Annotated in this window: 14 protein-coding genes; 8 read left to right on the top strand and 6 right to left on the bottom strand. The window is 70.3% G+C overall.

Features of this window, described 5'->3' with window-relative positions; genetic code table 11:
- Window positions 1-372 precede the first annotated feature (372 nt).
- Genes LY41_RS02195 through LY41_RS02185 form a run of 3 tightly spaced genes read right to left on the bottom strand, consistent with a single transcriptional unit; the run spans window position 373 to window position 3531 of the window.
- Window positions 373-1227 (bottom strand): alpha/beta fold hydrolase, encoded by an 855-nt coding sequence (locus LY41_RS02195; protein ID WP_253862851.1) that lies wholly within the window; start codon window positions 1225-1227, stop codon window positions 373-375.
- Window positions 1228-1229: 2 nt separating this feature from the next.
- Entirely contained in the window at window positions 1230-2531 is a 1302-nt protein-coding gene (locus LY41_RS02190) for a C40 family peptidase (RefSeq protein WP_253862122.1), read from the bottom strand.
- 43 nt (window positions 2532-2574) lie between these two features.
- Window positions 2575-3531, bottom strand: a complete 957-nt coding sequence (locus LY41_RS02185) for a nucleoside hydrolase (protein ID WP_253862121.1) — start codon at window positions 3529-3531, stop codon at window positions 2575-2577.
- A gap of 572 nt (window positions 3532-4103) precedes the next feature.
- Between LY41_RS02185 and LY41_RS02180 the strand changes: the two genes are divergently transcribed.
- Window positions 4104-5366: an HNH endonuclease signature motif containing protein gene (locus LY41_RS02180; RefSeq protein WP_253862120.1), complete on the top strand. Its 1263-nt coding sequence runs from the start codon at window positions 4104-4106 to the stop codon at window positions 5364-5366.
- A 145-nt stretch (window positions 5367-5511) separates the two neighbouring features.
- A complete protein-coding gene (locus tag LY41_RS02175) occupies window positions 5512-6267 on the top strand; it encodes an acyltransferase (protein WP_253862119.1) in 756 nt (251 codons plus the stop codon).
- A gap of 76 nt (window positions 6268-6343) precedes the next feature.
- Here LY41_RS02175 and LY41_RS02170 read toward each other — a convergent pair whose 3' ends face one another.
- Window positions 6344-6763: a cupin domain-containing protein gene (locus tag LY41_RS02170; protein ID WP_253862118.1), complete on the bottom strand. Its 420-nt coding sequence runs from the start codon at window positions 6761-6763 to the stop codon at window positions 6344-6346.
- Between the two features lie 51 nt (window positions 6764-6814).
- Here LY41_RS02170 and LY41_RS02165 point away from each other — a divergent pair, with 51 nt between their 5' ends.
- Window positions 6815-7780 (top strand): GlxA family transcriptional regulator, encoded by a 966-nt coding sequence (locus tag LY41_RS02165; RefSeq protein WP_253862117.1) that lies wholly within the window; start codon window positions 6815-6817, stop codon window positions 7778-7780.
- 76 nt (window positions 7781-7856) lie between these two features.
- Here LY41_RS02165 and LY41_RS02160 read toward each other — a convergent pair whose 3' ends face one another.
- Window positions 7857-9290, bottom strand: coding sequence for a short-chain fatty acyl-CoA regulator family protein (locus LY41_RS02160; RefSeq protein WP_253862116.1), 1434 nt, complete (start codon window positions 9288-9290; stop codon window positions 7857-7859).
- A gap of 225 nt (window positions 9291-9515) precedes the next feature.
- On the opposite strand from LY41_RS02160, the gene aceA reads away from it, so the two are divergent.
- The 5 genes from aceA to LY41_RS02135 all read left to right on the top strand — a co-directional run bounded on the left by aceA (window position 9516) and on the right by LY41_RS02135 (window position 15177).
- On the top strand, window positions 9516-10793 hold the full coding sequence (gene aceA, locus LY41_RS02155; RefSeq protein WP_253862115.1) for an isocitrate lyase: 1278 nt from the start codon (window positions 9516-9518) through the stop codon (window positions 10791-10793).
- Between the two features lie 148 nt (window positions 10794-10941).
- Window positions 10942-12549, top strand: coding sequence for a malate synthase A (gene aceB, locus LY41_RS02150; RefSeq protein ID WP_253862114.1), 1608 nt, complete (start codon window positions 10942-10944; stop codon window positions 12547-12549).
- A gap of 131 nt (window positions 12550-12680) precedes the next feature.
- Entirely contained in the window at window positions 12681-13466 is a 786-nt protein-coding gene (locus LY41_RS02145) for a Pr6Pr family membrane protein (RefSeq protein ID WP_253862113.1), read from the top strand.
- 123 nt (window positions 13467-13589) lie between these two features.
- A complete protein-coding gene (locus LY41_RS02140; protein ID WP_253862112.1) occupies window positions 13590-13985 on the top strand; it encodes a DUF5313 family protein in 396 nt (131 codons plus the stop codon).
- Between the two features lie 373 nt (window positions 13986-14358).
- Entirely contained in the window at window positions 14359-15177 is an 819-nt protein-coding gene (locus tag LY41_RS02135) for a serine protease (protein WP_253862111.1), read from the top strand.
- A gap of 41 nt (window positions 15178-15218) precedes the next feature.
- On the opposite strand, the gene LY41_RS02130 is transcribed toward LY41_RS02135, so the two are convergent.
- Complete coding sequence (locus LY41_RS02130) at window positions 15219-16487, bottom strand: glycosyltransferase family 4 protein (RefSeq protein ID WP_253862110.1); 1269 nt, start codon at window positions 16485-16487, stop codon at window positions 15219-15221.
- Between the last annotated feature and the right edge of the window lie 305 nt (window positions 16488-16792).

Genomic DNA, 16792 nt, shown 5'->3' with positions numbered 1-16792 from the left:
AACAGCAATCGTTGAGAATGTCAACAGAAGAGGAAGTCAAGGATATGAGGACGGTGAGCGAGGCCGTGCGCCCGGAGGATCGGCACTGTGGCCGGGAAACGTGAAGGCTGTGCGCTGTGGAGAGACACTCGCGGACGGGCGTTCAAATCCTCGGTGATCGTGGGTGACCTGTGTGCCCTCGGTGGCGGGGCACCGCCGACGGCAACCGCTTGCGTGCCGGTGTCCGGGTCGATGCGTTTGTCGTCGACCCGTGCCGCCGTGACCTCGACTGCGATGCACGAGAAACCAGGAATGCCGTGGCGCGGCGACGTTTTCCGTTCCGGCCGGCAAGCCCGCCGTGACCGGCCGGCTCGAGTAGGTGCCGCTGCGCGCCTACCGCGCGAGCATGACCGCCGCGACCTCGTCGGTGAGGTCGTCGGGGATGGCGGTCGCGGCCCGGTCGAGCACGTGCAGCTGGGCATCGGGGATCTCCCGCGCGAGGGCTTCGCCGTTGCCCACCGGGAAGAACGGGTCCCTGCGGCCGTGCACGACGAGCGTCGGAACGGCCAGTTCGGCGAGCCGTTCCCGCCAGCGCGGAGTGCAGTCCAGTGCGGCGAAGACCATGCCCAGCTGGTTGGCCCGGCCTGCCGCGGGATCCGCCGACGGCGTGCGATCGACGACGCGCGCGGCGGTGGTGCGTGCCGCTGCGGGGTCGTTGCCGAGGATCTCGGCGTGCGCTGCGGCGAACGCGGCCACGGCGTCGCGATCGGACCAGTCGGGCATCGGCAGCGCGAACATCCGCTCCATGGTGCGGGCGTCGTGGTCGGGCAGGTCGGCGTCGACCGGGCCCGGTGCGACGGGCCGCGTCCCGGCGAGGGTGAGCGCCGAGAACGCGTCGGGGTGATCGAGCGCGGCGACCTGGGCGACCATGCCGCTGATCCCGATGCCGCCCAGGTGCGCAGGCAGGTCGTCCAGACCACGGGCGAGCGCGGCGGCGTCGTCGGCGAGATCGCGCAGGGTGTAGTCCGGTGACTCGGGGTCGCCGGACGTCGACGCGCCCGCATCGCGCAGGTCGTAGCGCACGACGTGGCGTCCCCGGCGAGCCAGCGTCTCGCAGAGCGCATCGGGCCAGGAGAGCATGGTCGGCGCGCCCGCGAGCAGTACGAGTGGCGCGGCCGGATCACCGAAGTGCTCGAGTCCGAGCGTGATGCCGGCGGGCGTGCGGAAGGATTCGGTCGTCGTCTCCATGGTCACGCCACCGGCCGTCCTGCGCCGGCGTAGGAATCGCCCGGCTTGCGGTAGTTGTGCACCTGCACGGCCTGGCCGAACGTCGGCGCGTCGATCATCTGCTGGTTGCCGATGTACATCCCGACATGGTGGATCTTCGTGTTCGGATCGCCGAAGAAGACCAGATCGCCCAGCCGGGGTTGCTCGTCCGGGCCGATGATGGGGACGGACGAGTACTGCCAGTGTGCGGTGCGTTCCAGCGACACGCCCGCCGAGTCGTACGCGGCGGTCGTCAGGCCGGAGCAGTCGAAGCCGGCATCGCCCTGCTCCTGGCCGTTGCCGCCCCACACGTACGGCAGGCCGATCTTCTCGATGGCGAACGTGACGGCCTGGAGCACCTTCTCGTTGGGCGGCTCGTCCTCCATCCCGACCGTGCCGTAGACGTTGGCCGTCGCCAGTACGCGGTGCAGGAACAACGGCTCGTCGTGCAGGGAGGAGACACCCTCGAGCCACTGCTGGCCCCGGTCGAGGTCACGTCCCTCGTCGCACAGCGCACGGCCGGCGGTGAGCGCCGCGTCGTCGATGTCCTGGACGTTCGGTGCCGATCCGGCCGAGGTCGCCGCCCACTGCTGCCACACCGCGGGGGAGAGCTGCATCGGGCCTTTCGCGCCGGTTTGAGAGATGACGTCGCCGGAGAAGTCGCGCAGCTCGATGGTGCCGATGGGGGAGGTGGGCCTGCCGTCGCGGGTGAGGCTGCGCTCGCCCGTGCGGCCGTGGTCGCTGGCAGTGCGCCCGATGCCGGCGAGCGTGACCCACGACAGGTTGCAGCCGGGCTGTTCCTGTTCCATCCGGACGGTCGCGGTGGCGTAGGCACGCATGGCGCGCCGGGGAATGTCGAGCCAGCCCGCGACCTCGCCGACCCATTCCTCGAACTGCGTGCCCTGTTCCTGTGGCACGCGCTGAGCAGGGGCTGTCCGGTCGGGCGTCGGCTCGGGCTGCGGGCTCTGCCGGGACGGGGTCTGCCCGGACGCGGGTGCGCTGCCGGGGCCGGGTGCCTGCGCACCGGAGTCGGTGCCGTCCGCCGCGGCGGCCGCGGCGCCCGTGTCACCGGCCGGCGCGGGTGACAACCGGAGGACGGTGAGCACGCCCGCCGTCAGCACGACCGCGGTGGCGAGCGCGAGCAGCGCGGCGAACCGGCCCCGGCCGGGCCGGGCCGGGGCAGTGCGTGTCGAGGCTGTGTGTGCCGCCGCTGTGTGTGGCGACGTGGCCGGTGCCGTGGACGACGGTGCCGTGGACGACGGTGTCTCGGTCTCCCCCGATGTCATGGCTCAGAGGATACGGAGCGCTGCGAGGCGGGGCATCGTCGAGTCAGCGCAATCCGTCGAGCAGGAGTGCGCGCAGCGCGGTCAGGTCGGTGTCGACGGCGAGCTCGATGTCCGGTGCCGGATCCGGATCGTCGGTCGAGGCGCGCAGCGCGGGCAGGCGCCGATCGGCGTGGGTGGCGCCGCGGCCCGGTCCGAACGAGCACTCCACCTGCACCGGAACCCGCTCGGTCTGCAACGTGCCCGGGCGGATCGCCTCGGCGACGGCCACCGCGTCGTGGATCACCATGCCGTCCCAGCCGAGTGCGCCGCGATAGTGCTCGCGATAGTCCGGGGTGAGGGCGTGGAGTGCCGCGCCGATCGGTCCGGACGAGTCGAGCTCGTCGAGCCACGCCGCGTCGACGGCACAGCGATAGGTCAGGTCCATCGGCACGAGCACGCACGGGGCCTCGCCGCCCGTCAGTGCACGCTGGGCGGCCTCGGGGTCGCTCCAGATGTTGAACTCGGCGGCGGCCGTGGTGTTGCCGTGGCCGAGTGCGCCGCCCATGATCACGATCCGCTCGATCTTGGCCGCGGCGGCCGGATGCGCGGCCAGCAGCGCGGCGATATTGGTCAACGGGCCGATCGGGGCGATCGTCACCGGTTCGTCGGAGGTCTCGAGCAGCTCGGCCATCAGGGTGACGGCGTCGCGTTCGTCCAGCGGTCGGGCCGGTTCGGGCAGCGCCGCCGACCGGCCGGACAGGCCGTCGGCGCCGTGCACGTCACCGGCTTCGTTCGGGTGCCGGTGCACCAGGGGCCGGGCGGCGCCCGCGGCGACGGGCACGTCGGCCCGCTTGCACAGTGCCAGGATGCGGCGGGCGTTGATCGTCGTCGCCGACAGCGGGACGTTGCCGTACACGCTGGTCACGCCCAGCAGGTCGACCTCGCTGCTCAGGGCCGCCAGGGCGAGGGCGATCGCGTCGTCCACGCCGGGGTCGGTGTCGATGATCAGCTTCTTCGTCACGTCCGCTCCTCGCCGTCGGGTCGCCATCGTCTGGTCGTCAGCGTCTGGTCGTCACTGTTTGCCTGCCTGTCGACAGGCTACGGCTGCCGGATACGGGGGAGACGGCTGCATTCGGCCGGCGGAGGGTCCCCGGCCGTCGAGGTGGCAATGGCAGGTTCGTCAACATATCCACATTTCTTGCTGTCGAATGTTCGTGCGATAGCAGTGTAGCTCGATTCGGCACCGTCGCGCCATACCTGGTTGTGCTGGGTGATCGTGCGGCCGGGGGAGGGCTCATGAGCGCGCGGGTCGTATCAGTACAGGTCGGGTGGGTCGTATCAACAGGAGTGGCGGCCCATCGGCGACCGGCCGACGCCGGTCCGGGATTGGCCGTGGAGTGCAGGACTCTCTCCGCCGTGCCGGTCTCGCGGTCGCACTACACCGCAGCGGAGGAGCCTGCGACCCTCCATCGGGTGACACGCCGAGATCTGTCGTATCGAATACTGGTTCGATACTGTCGACGAGTGAGTGGTCCTGCGGACGATCGGGACTGCGTTGAGTTCTGTCACTGTAGTTCTGCCACTGGGGGTGTCATGAGTCGCGCGGAGTGTGCACGGGCTGAGCGTGCACGGGCGTTACGGGTGCGGCGTGCGCAGGTCGATGCCGAGGAAGTGGCGTTCCTTGCCGAGGCGGCCGCGGTGGAGGACGACTGGTGGAGTCTGGCCGAGGAGCTGACTCCCGAGCTGCGGGCCTCGCCGGTGGCCGTACGGGAGCGGATCCGACGTTCGGTCGAGCTGGCACGGCGAATGCCGCGAATACTCGAGGCGATGCGGGCCGGGGAGCTCGAATCGTATGCCGTGCAGCGGGTTCTGAAGGTGACCGCGGCCCTGGATGACGAAGCGGCTCGCGCCGTGGACCGGTTGCTGGCGGGGAAGCTCGACGGGGCAGGAGCGACGTTGTGGCAACCGCGGAATCTGACCCGGTGTGCGGCGAGGTTGGTGGAGAAGGTCGACCCGGGTGGGCAGGCCGGCCGGGCACGGAGAGCGCGTGCGGAACGCCGGGTCGAGCTCGTACCGGGCGAGAATGCGGTGTCGGTAGTGTCGGCGGAGTTGCCGGCCGAGGTGGCAGCGGCGTGTTACGCGCGGATCGAGGCGATGGCGCGGTCACTGCGCCGCGGCGGCGAGCAGCGTACGTGGGATCAGCTGCGTGCGGATGTCACCGCGGATCTGTTGCTGGGCAACGATCCGGGTGCGGCACCACCCGCGGCGCCGACGATGGTGCATCTGCACCTGCCGGTCGACACCGCCTTGTCGATCTCCGAGCAGGGGTGCGAGTTGGACGGTTACGGGCCCGTGCCCGCCGTGATCGCTCGGGAGATCATGACCGGTCCGGCCAGTGTGTGGCGCGCGGTGCTGTGCGATCCCGGAACCGGGGAACCGGTGGATCTGGGCAGGTCGCGGCGGCGACCCAGCGAGACGATCCGGCAGCTGGTGCGGGTGCGGGACCGCGAATGTGTCGTCCCGTGGTGTCATCGGCCTGCCCGGCACTGCGATCACGATCACGAACGCGAGTGGGTCAAGGACCGTGGAGCGACGTCGGTGGCCAACGCTGGGCCTCGATGCCGACGCCACCACCGGCTGAAGAACGACCCGCGGTGGGCCACCCGCTACGACCCGGTGCACGGCACCACCACGGTGACCACCCCGAACGGCGCCACCTACACCGGCCGCCGCGAACCCGTCCTGGCTCCACGGGAGGCTGGTACCGACGGCGCGGAGCGGCCGGAAACCGGCGGATGCTTGCCCCGTGTCGGTCCTGACCGCCGGGCGGGTTCCGACCAGCGCACCGGTCGTTGACGGCGCACCGGCAGTAGGCACGGCACCGGCTATGGACACGGCACCGGCAATGGACACGGCACCGCCGTCGGTCCGGCGCAGTGGGTCGGAGCTCCCGCCCACCACCCGACCGGAGACGCTGCATGGCACAGCTACTCTCCGGGGCATGACGTCGATGTGGGGTTCGCCGGTGCTGCACCGCGTCCAGGTCTGGCGACGGACGCGCAACGACCCGGCCCAGGCCCGGTTCCTGACGAAGGAGTCGTTGCGCTGGGTGTTGCGCCACCGCGCGTACACACCGTGGTATCTCGTCCGCTACTGGCGGCTGCTGAAGTTCCGCATCGTGAATCCCCACATCGTGCTGCGCGGCATGGTGTTTCTCGGCAAGAACGTCGAGATCCACGCTCGCGCCGGGTACGGGCGTATGGAGATCGGCCGGTGGGTGCACATCGGTGACGGCAACGCGATCCGCTGTCATGAGGGGTCGTTGCGCATCGGTGACAAGACGGTGTTCGGCGAGCAGAACGTGCTCAACGGCTATCTCGACATCGAGATCGGCGGTTCGTCGATCATCGCCGACTGGGTGTACGTCACCGACTTCGACCACGTGACCACCGACATCAACCTGCCGATCAAGGATCAGGGCATCGTCAAGGCCCCGGTGCGGATCGGGCCGGACACCTGGATCGGCACGAAGGTGTCGGTGCTCAAAGGCACGCGGGTGGGACGCGGCTGCGTACTCGGGGCGCACGCCGTGGTCCGCGGCGACATCCACGACTTCGGCATCGCGGTCGGCGCACCGGCGCGCGTCGTGCGCGACCGCCGGGCGGATTACGAGGCCGACGCCGAACGTCGTGAAGCCGTCAAGGACATGGCGCGCAAGGCCGACGAAGCCCTGCGGCAGACGCTCGACGAGTCCTGAACCCGTTCCGCGGGGCGTCCGGTACCTCCGTTGCCGCCCGCGGAGCGAGCCTGCCCGGCGTCCGATTCCCGCCCGGTTACGCGGGCAGGCCCGTCGTCGAGGTGATGTGGTCGGGGATGTCTCCGTCGTGATCGCCGGTACTGAGTGTTCCGGTCGGTTCGAGCAGCATCACCGCCGCGCCCTCCGGTGACTCCGGGCAGTGCTCGACCCCGCGCGGGACGACGAAGGCATCGTGCCGCGCGAGGTGCACGACGGTTTCAGTGGCAGCGGTTCCAGTGGCGGCGGCCTCGTCGCCCGACTGCCGGAGACGGATGTCGAGACTGCCGTCCAGCACGACGAACAGTTCGTCGGTGTCCGGGTGGGAATGCCACACGAACGCTCCCTCCACCTTGACCAGGCGCACGTCGTAGTCGTTGACCCGTGTGAGGATCCGCGGGCTCCACCGTTCCTGGAAGGAGTCCAGGACGGCGTCGATGTTCACGGCCGAGTTCGTCATGCCCCGATCCTGCGGCTTGCACTGCGCCGCCGACAGTGCAAGGAATGACACATGTCGCAAGATTCCTCGCACCGGCACACGGTCGTCGCCCTGGTCGACGCGGGCTCGAACCCGTTCGAGCTGGCGTGCCTGACGGAGGTTCTCGGCATCGACCGGCCCGAGATCGGCGGGCTGCTCTACGACGTGCAGTTGTGCGCGCGCGAACCGACGGTGCCGATGCGACAGGGCTTCTTCGCCATGACCGGCGTCGCGAGCCTGTCGGCGCTGCAGCATGCGGACACGGTGATCGTTCCGAATCGGCCCGACACCGCGACGCCACATCACCCCGACGTGCTGCACGCGATCGCGCAAGCCTCCGCACGGGGAACACGCATGATCGGGATGTGCACCGGGGCGTTCACCCTCGCCGACGCGGGCGTGCTGGACGGGCGCCGCGTCACGGTGCACTGGCAGTGGACCGACGAGTTCCGCGCCCGCCATCCCCGGGTGCGCGTCGACGATGCCGTTCTCTTCGTCGACGACGGCGACGTCCTCACCTCGGCGGGTAGCGCGGCGGCCCTCGACCTGGCACTGCACGTCGTCCGCCGCGATCACGGCGCCGAAGTCGGCGCGGCCGTCGCGCGCCGCCTCGTGTTCCCGGGACATCGCCCGGGCGGGCAACGGCAATTCATCGAACGTCCCCTCCCCGCGGAGGCCGAGAGCCCGCTGGCTGCGGCGCTGAGCTGGGCCGAGCAGCACGCGACCGGACCCGTCTCGGTCGCCGACATCGCCGCACGCGCGGCCATGAGCCCGGCGACCCTGCACCGGCGTTTTCGCACCGAGCTCGGCTGCACCCCGATCCAATGGTTGACCACGGTGCGGGTCGAGCACGCTCGCCGGCTTCTCGAACGGACCGACCTCGCCGTCGACCAGATCGCGCACCACAGCGGCCTGGGCACGGCCGCCAACCTCCGCAACCGCCTCACCGAGCACACGGGCCTCACGCCGACCGCCTATCGCCGGGCCTTCGCCGCGTGATCCGCTGCGGCGCGTCACTCCCGCGAGGCGCCGCAGCGGCCGAGCCGGGAGCCGGCGAGCCTTCCCGCGGCGGGTGTCACTCCTCGGGCTTCGGCACGGCCGGGTAGGGGACGAACGTGCTGGTGTTCTCGTCGACCGTGAGCTGCTTGCCGATGTGGGGGAACGCCCGCTGCGGACAGGCGGGACGTTCGCAGACCTTGCAGCCCATGCCGATCGGCGTGGCCGCGGTGCGGTCGTCGAGGTCGAGCCCGGCCGAGTACACTAGCCGCCGGGCGTGCCGCAGTTCGCAGCCGAGTCCGACCGAGAACGTCTTGCCCGGACTGGCGTAGCCGCCGACGTTGCGGGAGATCGTCCGCGCGATCCAGAAGTAGCTCTTCCCGTCCGGGAGCGTGGCCACCTGGGTGATCACCTTGCCCGGCGAGGTGAACGCCTCGTAGATGTTCCACAGTGGGCACGCCCCGCCGACCCGGGAGAAGTGGAACCCTGCTGCGGACTGGCGCTTCGACATGTTCCCGGCCCGGTCCACGCGCACGAACGAGAACGGCACCCCACGCGCTTTCGGCCGCTGTAACGTCGACAGCCGGTGACACACCGTCTCGAACCCCACCCCGAACTCGTCGCACAGCCGCTCGATGTCGTAGCGGTACTTCTCGGCCATCGACAGGAACGGCCCGTACGGCAGGATCAGGGCGCCCGCGAAGTAGTTGGCCAGGCCCACGCGCGCCAGTGAGCGTGCGGCGGGGCCGGAGAACGCCCACGAGTCGGCCAGTTCGGTGATCAGGTCGTCGTACTCCAGCAGCGCGATCTGCGAGGCCATGCGGAACGCCCGTTGCCCTATGCGCAGGCTCGGGGCCAGGCGCAGCACCTTCGCATCCGGCTCGTAGCGGTGTTGCTGACCCGCCGACTCGTCGATGCCGTCGCTGGTGACCTGCACGCCGTAGTGGTCGGTGAGCCGGTCGAGCAGCGTCCGGTGCACGGTCTCGCCCCGGCGCAGGGCCATGTCGGACGCCATCCGTTCGGCACGCTCGTCGAGCTCGCCGACGTAGTTCTCGCGCTCGTAGAAGAAGTCGCGCACCTCCTCGTGCGGCAGGAGAGCGGCGGCACTGCCGTGCTGGCCCATGCCGTTCTCGGTCACCAGCGCGGCGGTGGTCTCGACGGCACTGCGGTAACTGCGGTGCAGCTTGACCAGCGCCGAGGCCACGTTCGGCAGGTTCGAGGCGAGTTCGTTGAGTTCACCGGTGGTCGCCTCGATCCCGACCGCCTCGTCGAGCAGCGCCTCCTTGACGTCGGCAACCAGGCGCGCCGTGTCGGTGTTGGAGAAGAACTCCGTGTCGACACCGAACGTTTCGGTGATCCGCAGCAGCACCGGAACGGTCAGCGGACGGGAGTTGTGCTCGATCTGATTGAGGTAGCTGGGCGAGATGTCGAGCAGTCTGGCCATGTCCGCCTGGCTCATCGAGCGGCTTTCCCTCAGATGGCGCAGCTTCCCCCCGGCGAAAGTTTTGTCCATCGCAGCATCACGTCCCGTAGATCTTTCGTACCGAAACGGTCAAGTAACCGGTTCAGTCTTCGCCTTTTCCCGTTGGTGCGAACACCTCGTTCACAACCTTCGCAACATGGTACGTAAATTTTGCAGAAATTTGCAAATTGGAGATGTGGTCGAGTTTTCGCAGCGCATGTCATGGTCGATCTACACAGCGAGTCAATCGCAAAGTTCGCAAAGGTGGAGAGTTCGATGGCACAGAACCTGGAGCAGACGGCCGCGGAGCTGAAGAAGCAGTGGGACAACGACCCCCGTTGGAAGGGTGTCGAGCGCGCCTACTCCGCGGAGGACGTGGCCAAGCTGCGCGGCAGCGTCGTCGAGGAGAACACGCTCGCGCGCCGTGGTGCCGAGAAGCTGTGGGACCTGCTGCACACCGAGAATTACGTTCACGCCCTCGGTGCGCTGACCGGTAACCAGGCCGTCCAGCAGGTGCGTGCCGGCCTCAAGGCGATCTACCTGTCCGGTTGGCAGGTCGCGGCCGACGCCAACCTGTCGGGCCAGACCTACCCGGACCAGAGCCTGTACCCGGCCAACTCGGTCCCGGCCGTCGTGCGCCGCATCAACAACGCGCTGGGCCGCGCCGACCAGATCTCCTGGTCCGAGGGCAACACCGACATCGACTGGTACGCCCCGATCGTCGCCGACGCAGAGGCGGGCTTCGGTGGCCCGCTCAATGCGTTCGAGCTGATGAAGGGCATGATCAGCGCCGGTGCGGCCGGTGTGCACTGGGAGGACCAGCTCGCCTCCGAGAAGAAGTGCGGCCACCTGGGTGGCAAGGTCCTCATCCCGACGAAGCAGCACGAGCGGACGCTGAACGCCGCCCGGCTGGCCTCGGACGTGATGGACGTTCCGTCGCTCATCATCGCCCGCACCGACGCCGAGGCGGCGACGCTGATGACCAGTGACGCCGACGAGCGCGACCAGCAGTTCCTGACCGGCGAGCGCACCTCCGAGGGCTTCTACAAGGTGCGCAACGGCATCGAGCCCTGCATCGAGCGTGCCAAGGCCTACGCGCCGTACTCCGACCTCATCTGGATGGAGACCGGCACGCCGGACCTCGAGGTGGCCCGCAAGTTCGCCGAGGCGGTCAAGTCCGAGTACCCGGACCAGATGCTCGCCTACAACTGCTCGCCGTCGTTCAACTGGAGCAAGCACCTCGACGCCGACACGATCGCGCGCTTCCAGCGCGAGCTCGGCGCCATGGGCTTCAAGTTCCAGTTCATCACGCTGGCCGGCTTCCACGCGCTGAACTACTCGATGTTCGACCTGGCCTACGGCTACGCCCGCAACGGCATGACGGCCTACGTCGACCTGCAGGAGCGCGAGTTCGCCTCGGAGGAGCGTGGCTACACCGCCACGAAGCACCAGCGTGAGGTCGGCACCGGCTGGTTCGACCTGGTGTCCACCGCCCTGAACCCGGAGAGCTCCACCACGGCGCTGACCGGCTCCACCGAGGAAGCGCAGTTCTGAGAAAACAGCGTGTCACGGCCGTTGCGTAGCGCTTCCCGTGACACCCCATAGCGGGTGGGCCGGTCACTTCCACCGGGCCGGCCCACCCGCTTTCCCATCCCACTCCGGACATCCAGTGCCCGGGGTGCCGCCCGAGAGGGGTCCGATCATGGCTGACAGGTTCGACCACAGGCTGACCGTCACCGGCGAGACTGCCGACCGGTACGACGAGATCCTCACTCCCGCCGCCCTCGCGTTCGTGGCGAAGCTGGACAACGCCTTCGCCGAGCGTCGCCGTGAGCTGCTCGACACGCGGCGCCGCCGTCGGGAGCGGATCGCCGCGGGTGAGGAGACGCTCGACTTTCTGCCCGAGACCGCCGCGATCCGCGACGACGCCTCCTGGCAGGTGGCGGCCCCCGCCCCGGGGCTGGAGGACCGCCGGGTGGAGATCACCGGCCCGGTCGAGGCCAGGATGACCGTGAACGCCCTCAACTCGGGCGCGAAGGTGTGGCTGGCCGACTTCGAGGACGCCACGTCGCCCACCTGGGCCAACGTCGTCGACGGGCAGCTGAACCTCTACGACGCGATCCGCCGGGACATCGACTTCGAATCGGGCGGCAAGCACTACACGATCGGTGAGGACCCGGCCACACCCGTCGTCCGGCCGCGCGGCTGGCACCTGGTGGAAAAGCACGTCCGCATCGACGGACGTCCGGTGTCGGCGAGCCTGTTCGACTTCGGCCTGTACTTCTTCCACAACGCCAAGCGCCTGGTCGCGAAGGGGATCGGCCCGTACTTCTACCTGCCGAAGCTCGAGAGCCACCACGAGGCGCGGCTGTGGAACGACGTCTTCCGCCTGGCTCAGCGCGAGATCGGCCTGCCGCAGGGCACGGTCCGCGCGACCGTGCTCATCGAGACGATCACCGCGGCGTTCGAGATGGACGAGATCCTCTACGAACTGCGTGAGCACGCCGCGGGCCTCAACGCGGGCCGCTGGGACTACATCTTCTCGATGATCAAGACGTTCGGGACCGTCGGTGCGGACTTCGTCCTGCCCGACCGCGGCGACGTCACGATGACCGTCCCGTTCATGCGCGCCTACACCGAGCGCCTCGTGCAGACCTGCCACAAGCGCGGTGCGCATGCGATCGGCGGGATGGCCGCGGCCGTCCCGAGTCGGGACGCCGATGCGAACGCCGCGGCGTTCGCGAAGGTGCGCCGGGACAAGGAACGTGAGGCGGGCGACGGCTTCGACGGCTCGTGGGTCGCCCACCCGGGCCTGGTCGGCACCTGCCGCGAGGTCTTCGACGGCGTGCTCGGCGCCGAGCCGAACCAGCTCGGCGTGCTGCGCGACGACGTCGACGTCACCGCGGCCGACCTGCTGGACGTCGCCAGCGCGGGCGGCGAGGTCACCGAGGAGGGCGTGCGCGGCAACATCAACGTCGCGCTGCGGTACCTCGATGCGTGGTTGCGCGGCACCGGCGCCGCCGCCATCCACGGGCTGATGGAGGACGCCGCCACGGCGGAGATCGCCCGCTGCCAGGTGTGGCAGTGGATCCGCCATGACACCAAGCTCACCGACGGCACGGTCGTCACACGTGAGCTGGTCACCGAATGGCTCGACGAGGAACTCGCCGCGGTGCGTGCCGATCTTGGGGATGAGACCCGGCTGTCCGACGCGCGCGAGCTCTTCGTCGAGACCGCGCTCGGGGAGAAGCTGCCGGGCTTCGTCACCACGGGTGCGTACGCGCGCTACTTGACCAACGCCACGGTCTGAGCAGCGCGACCCGGGCACCGTCTGCAGCGCCGCCTCGCGGCAGACGGTGCCCGTTCGTGTGCGCGGGAGCCCGGCGCCGAAATCGCTCGGACGGCAACGGCGGGATGCCTGCCTCTGCCAGGATGGCGCTCATGACAGGGCGGACACCTCAGCGGCCGGTGGGCGGCGCGCAACCACAGCAGCCCTGCGGCGACCCGCGGCAGCCGGCGCAGGGGAGGCCGTCGCACGGCGCTCCGCCGCAGCAGCAGTCGCAGCAGCCGCAGCAGTCGTACGGCGCCTCACTGCAGCGGCCCCGGCGCGTGCATCCCGGAGTGCTGGCCGGGGTCGGCCTGTGGCGGCTCCTCGTCGCCGGGTGCGCGCTGTACGGCGTCGGCAACGCGACCGGTTGGAACGAGAACTTCGAGGCGCTGAGCCAGCTCGCCAGCCTGTTCGCCGGCATCGTCTACCTCGGGTTGCTGGCGTACCCGTTGTTCACGGGCGGCAGGCGGCACGAACCGCGCAGTCCGTGGCTGCGTGGTGCCACGACGGTGCTGTTGTTGCTCGTCGCGGGCGTCTACTTCGGGCTGCTGGGCGGTGATGCCGACCACCTGCCGTTCGAGCACATCGTGACGCCGCTGCTGGTGTTCGTGGACTGGTGCGCAGTGGGCCGGAATCAGGCCGCGACGCGGTGGTGGCATCCACTGACGTGGATCGCGTTGCCGCTGGTCTACCTCGTCTACTACCTCGCCGCGGGGTTGAACCTCTACGCGTTCCTGGACTCCGGTGACGACGGGTTCGCCGGCATGCTCGCGATGCTGCTCGTTGCGGTGATCGCCGCCGGCTACGTGCTCTACGGCATCGGCAAGCTCGGCGGCGCAGTGCGGCAGGTGAACACGCCTGCGGCATCGTCGCCCCACGTGGGCCCGCCGATGCGGTGACGCGTGGACGCCCCCGGGGCCGCACGTCACCGCATCGGGGGCAGGCCGCCGCGGTCCGGCCTCGGTGATGTGGCCCTCACCGGCCGCTCGCGGGTGTCGCAGCTGGTTATCCTTGTCGGCGTGATGGCGAGCGAGGAGACGGCGCGTCCCGGTCCGATCCGCTGGCTGCGGTACTCGGTGGGCGGCCGCCTGCCGGCCGAACTGGCTCCGTGGGTGCTGAAGGACGCGACGAGCCGGGCGTGGCGCTGGCGGCTCGCCGCGCGCAACTTCGTGTACCTGCTACCGCTCGCGTCGGTGTGGTTGCTGCTGCCCGGCCCGTTGGGCCTGCGGCTGTCATTGTCGCTGATGGCGCTCGTCGTGGGCGTGTTCTACTCGCAGGCCTACGGCGACGAGAGCGTCGAACTGCGCGTCGCCAAGCACGGCTTCGCCTACGGCCAGGCACGTGCGATCCGGCGTGAGCGCGCCATCGCGGCCGATGCCGCGAACCGCGAGGTCTACGAGGCGATCTACCGGTCGTGAACCGCGGCCGCGGCGAGCCCGCGTGGGGCGCGGGAGGCCCGAGGTGCGATCGGTGGCGGGCTCGCGGCATCCGTCGTCGGCGTATCCGGCTGCATCCGAGTGATGCGAACGGGCCGTTCGCGAGGGTTCGGGGTCACACGAGTGGACCGTTCGTGACGATCTGACAGGCTTCGGGAACGCTGCCGGCCGGGAGTCTCCGGTGACCCGCAGTGGTACGGACCTGCGGATTTCTTCCCGTGACCAGGACAAACACAACTGGCGCCGCGGTGCAAGCCCCGATTTCACCAGTACCTCCGTCGCTTGCCGGGCCTGGGCGTGATGCGCTGCCATATGTGGGCGGTCAGTGACTTTCCCACATCGGAGGTAGCTCCCCATGACTCGAAACGCACGCACCCTCGCCCGCGCCGCGGGCGTGAGCGTGGCGACGCTGGCGGTCGCACTCGGCTCGCTCACGGTCGCCGGCGCCGACGAAACCACCGGCGTGACGCCCAACATCGTCGGCGGGTCACCCGCGGACATCGCCGACGTCCCGTACGCGGTCGCCCTCACCGACGCTGCGGGATTCCAGTTCTGCGGCGGTTCGCTCGTCGCCGAGGACAAGGTCCTCACGGCCGCGCACTGCGTCGAGGGCCAGGACCCTTCCGACGTCGTGGCCGTCACCGGCCGCACGGATCTGACGACGAGCGAGGGCAGCGAGACCCCGGTCACCGACATCTGGCTCCACCCGGACTACACCGGCGTCACCACCGGTGCCGACATCGCGGTGCTGACCCTCTCGTCGCCGGTGACCGATGCCGAACCCGTCGAACTGGCCTCCGCCACCGACGGCCCGGGCTACAGCCCGGGTGCCGACGCGACGGTCGCGGGCTGGGGCACCACGTCCGAAGGCGGCCCCTCGCCGGACACCCTGCTGCAGGGCAGCGTGCCGGTCACCTCGGACGAGGACTGCGCCGCGGCATACGGCTCCGAGTACGACCCCGAGGGCATGGTCTGCGCCGGGTTGCCCGAGGGCGGTGTCGACGCCTGTCAGGGTGACTCGGGCGGTCCGCTGGCCGTCGACGGCGTGCTCGCCGGCGTCGTGTCGTGGGGCCAGGGCTGCGCTCGCCCGGACTTTCCGGGCGTGTACGCACGGGTCGGCACCTATGCCGAGGACATCGCCGAGCAGTTGACCCGACCGGCGACGTCCCCGTGACGGCACCGCAGGGACGACGGGGCGGTGCCGCCACGGGGCGGTCAGCCGGCGCCGTGTTCCGGGTCGAAGGCGTTTCCGGTCGGGATCTTGGGCCGGTGGAGGTCCTGCGGGCCGCCGGGGCGGGCGCCCCGGTAGACCTCGGCCGTGCTGGTCGCGATGTGGGCCCAGTCGAAATCGGCGGCCAATCGGGACTGCGCGGCGTGCGCGCGGCGTTCGGCCGCGCCGGTGTCGGCCAGTACGGCGTCGACCGCGTTCGCGATCCCCGGAACGTCGCCCGGTACGAACGCCAGGCCGGTCTCGCCGTCGATCACGACCTCGCCGAGCCCGCCCGCCGTGGACGCCACGAGCGGGCGCCGGGCCGCGGCGGCTTCGAGTGCGACGATGCCGAACGGCTCGTATCGGCTCGGCAGCACCACGGCGTCGGCGGCAGCCAGCACCGCCCGCAGCCGCAGGTCGGGAAGGTGGCCGACGAAGTCGACCGCCTCGGCCATCCCGAGGGTGTGTGCCTGTTCGACGAGGTCGTCGTGGTGCCTGCCGATGCCCGCCACGACCAGTCGCGTGCCCGGATGCCGCTCGCGCACCTCGGGGAGAGCGCCGAGCAGGTCCTGTACGCCCTTCTCCCATTCGAGCCTGCCGAAGTACAGCAGCAGGGGAGCGCCGTCCGGGCTGTGACGCTCGCGCGCGGTCGCAACCTCCTCGGCGGGTACCTGCCAGCCGCGTTCCTCGATGCCGTTGTGGATCACGCTGATCGTCTGCGCGTCGAGGTCGAACAGCTGGGCCACCTCCCGGCGCATCGCGTGCGAACAGGTGATGAGGGCGTCGGACCGGTTGGCCAGCCACCACTCCGCCGAGTGCACCTGCTGGTTCAACGGGTGCGACAGCCACCCCGAGTGCCGGCCGGCCTCGGTCGCGTGGATCGTGCCGACCAACGGCACTCCCGCGGCCTCGGCCAGTCCGATGGCGGGCTGGGTGACCAGCCAGTCGTGCGCATGCACGACGTCCGGCCGCCAGGTGCCGAGCAGGGCGTGTCCGGCGCGCGCCATGGCGTGCCCCATCGACAGCGTCCAGGCGACCAGGTCGCGTTCGAACGTCAGGTGCATCGGGTCCTCGGCGACGCGCACGACCCGGACTCCGTCGACGACCTCGTGGGACGTCGGATGCGTCCCGGCATCGGTACCGGCGACATGCCGGCACAGGACCGTCACGTCGTGGCCGTCGGCGACGAGATGCCGGGCCAGTGCGTGGACATGCCGGGCGAGCCCGCCGACCACGACCGGCGGGTACTCCCACGAGAGCAGCAACACGCGCATGGTTGGAGGTTACTCGTGGGTACGTACACCGGCCAGCTACACCCGCCGGAGCGGCCGGGCGCCCGTGCCCCGCCGGTCCGTCCGCCCTGCCGGTCGTGACGGGGCGCGGTTCACCCGATGGGCGGGACGCAGCGCCGCGCGACGGGAGGACCATGGCGGTCCGGGTCGGTGCTTCCCCTCTCCGTGGCGGCTCGGGGTGCGGAGTCCCGCACGCGCCCGGCGACGGGGCGTGCGGGGCTCCCGACGTACGGCGCTTCCGACGTGCAGCGTTTCCGACGTGCAGCGTTTCCGATGTGCAGCGTTTC

Origin of the sequence: Prauserella halophila, assembly GCF_024171895.1 — a bacterium.
GTDB classification, from domain to species: domain Bacteria; phylum Actinomycetota; class Actinomycetes; order Mycobacteriales; family Pseudonocardiaceae; genus Prauserella; species Prauserella halophila.
Note: the sequence above shows the minus strand (reverse complement) of the source record. Positions and strands in the feature narration are given on the sequence as shown.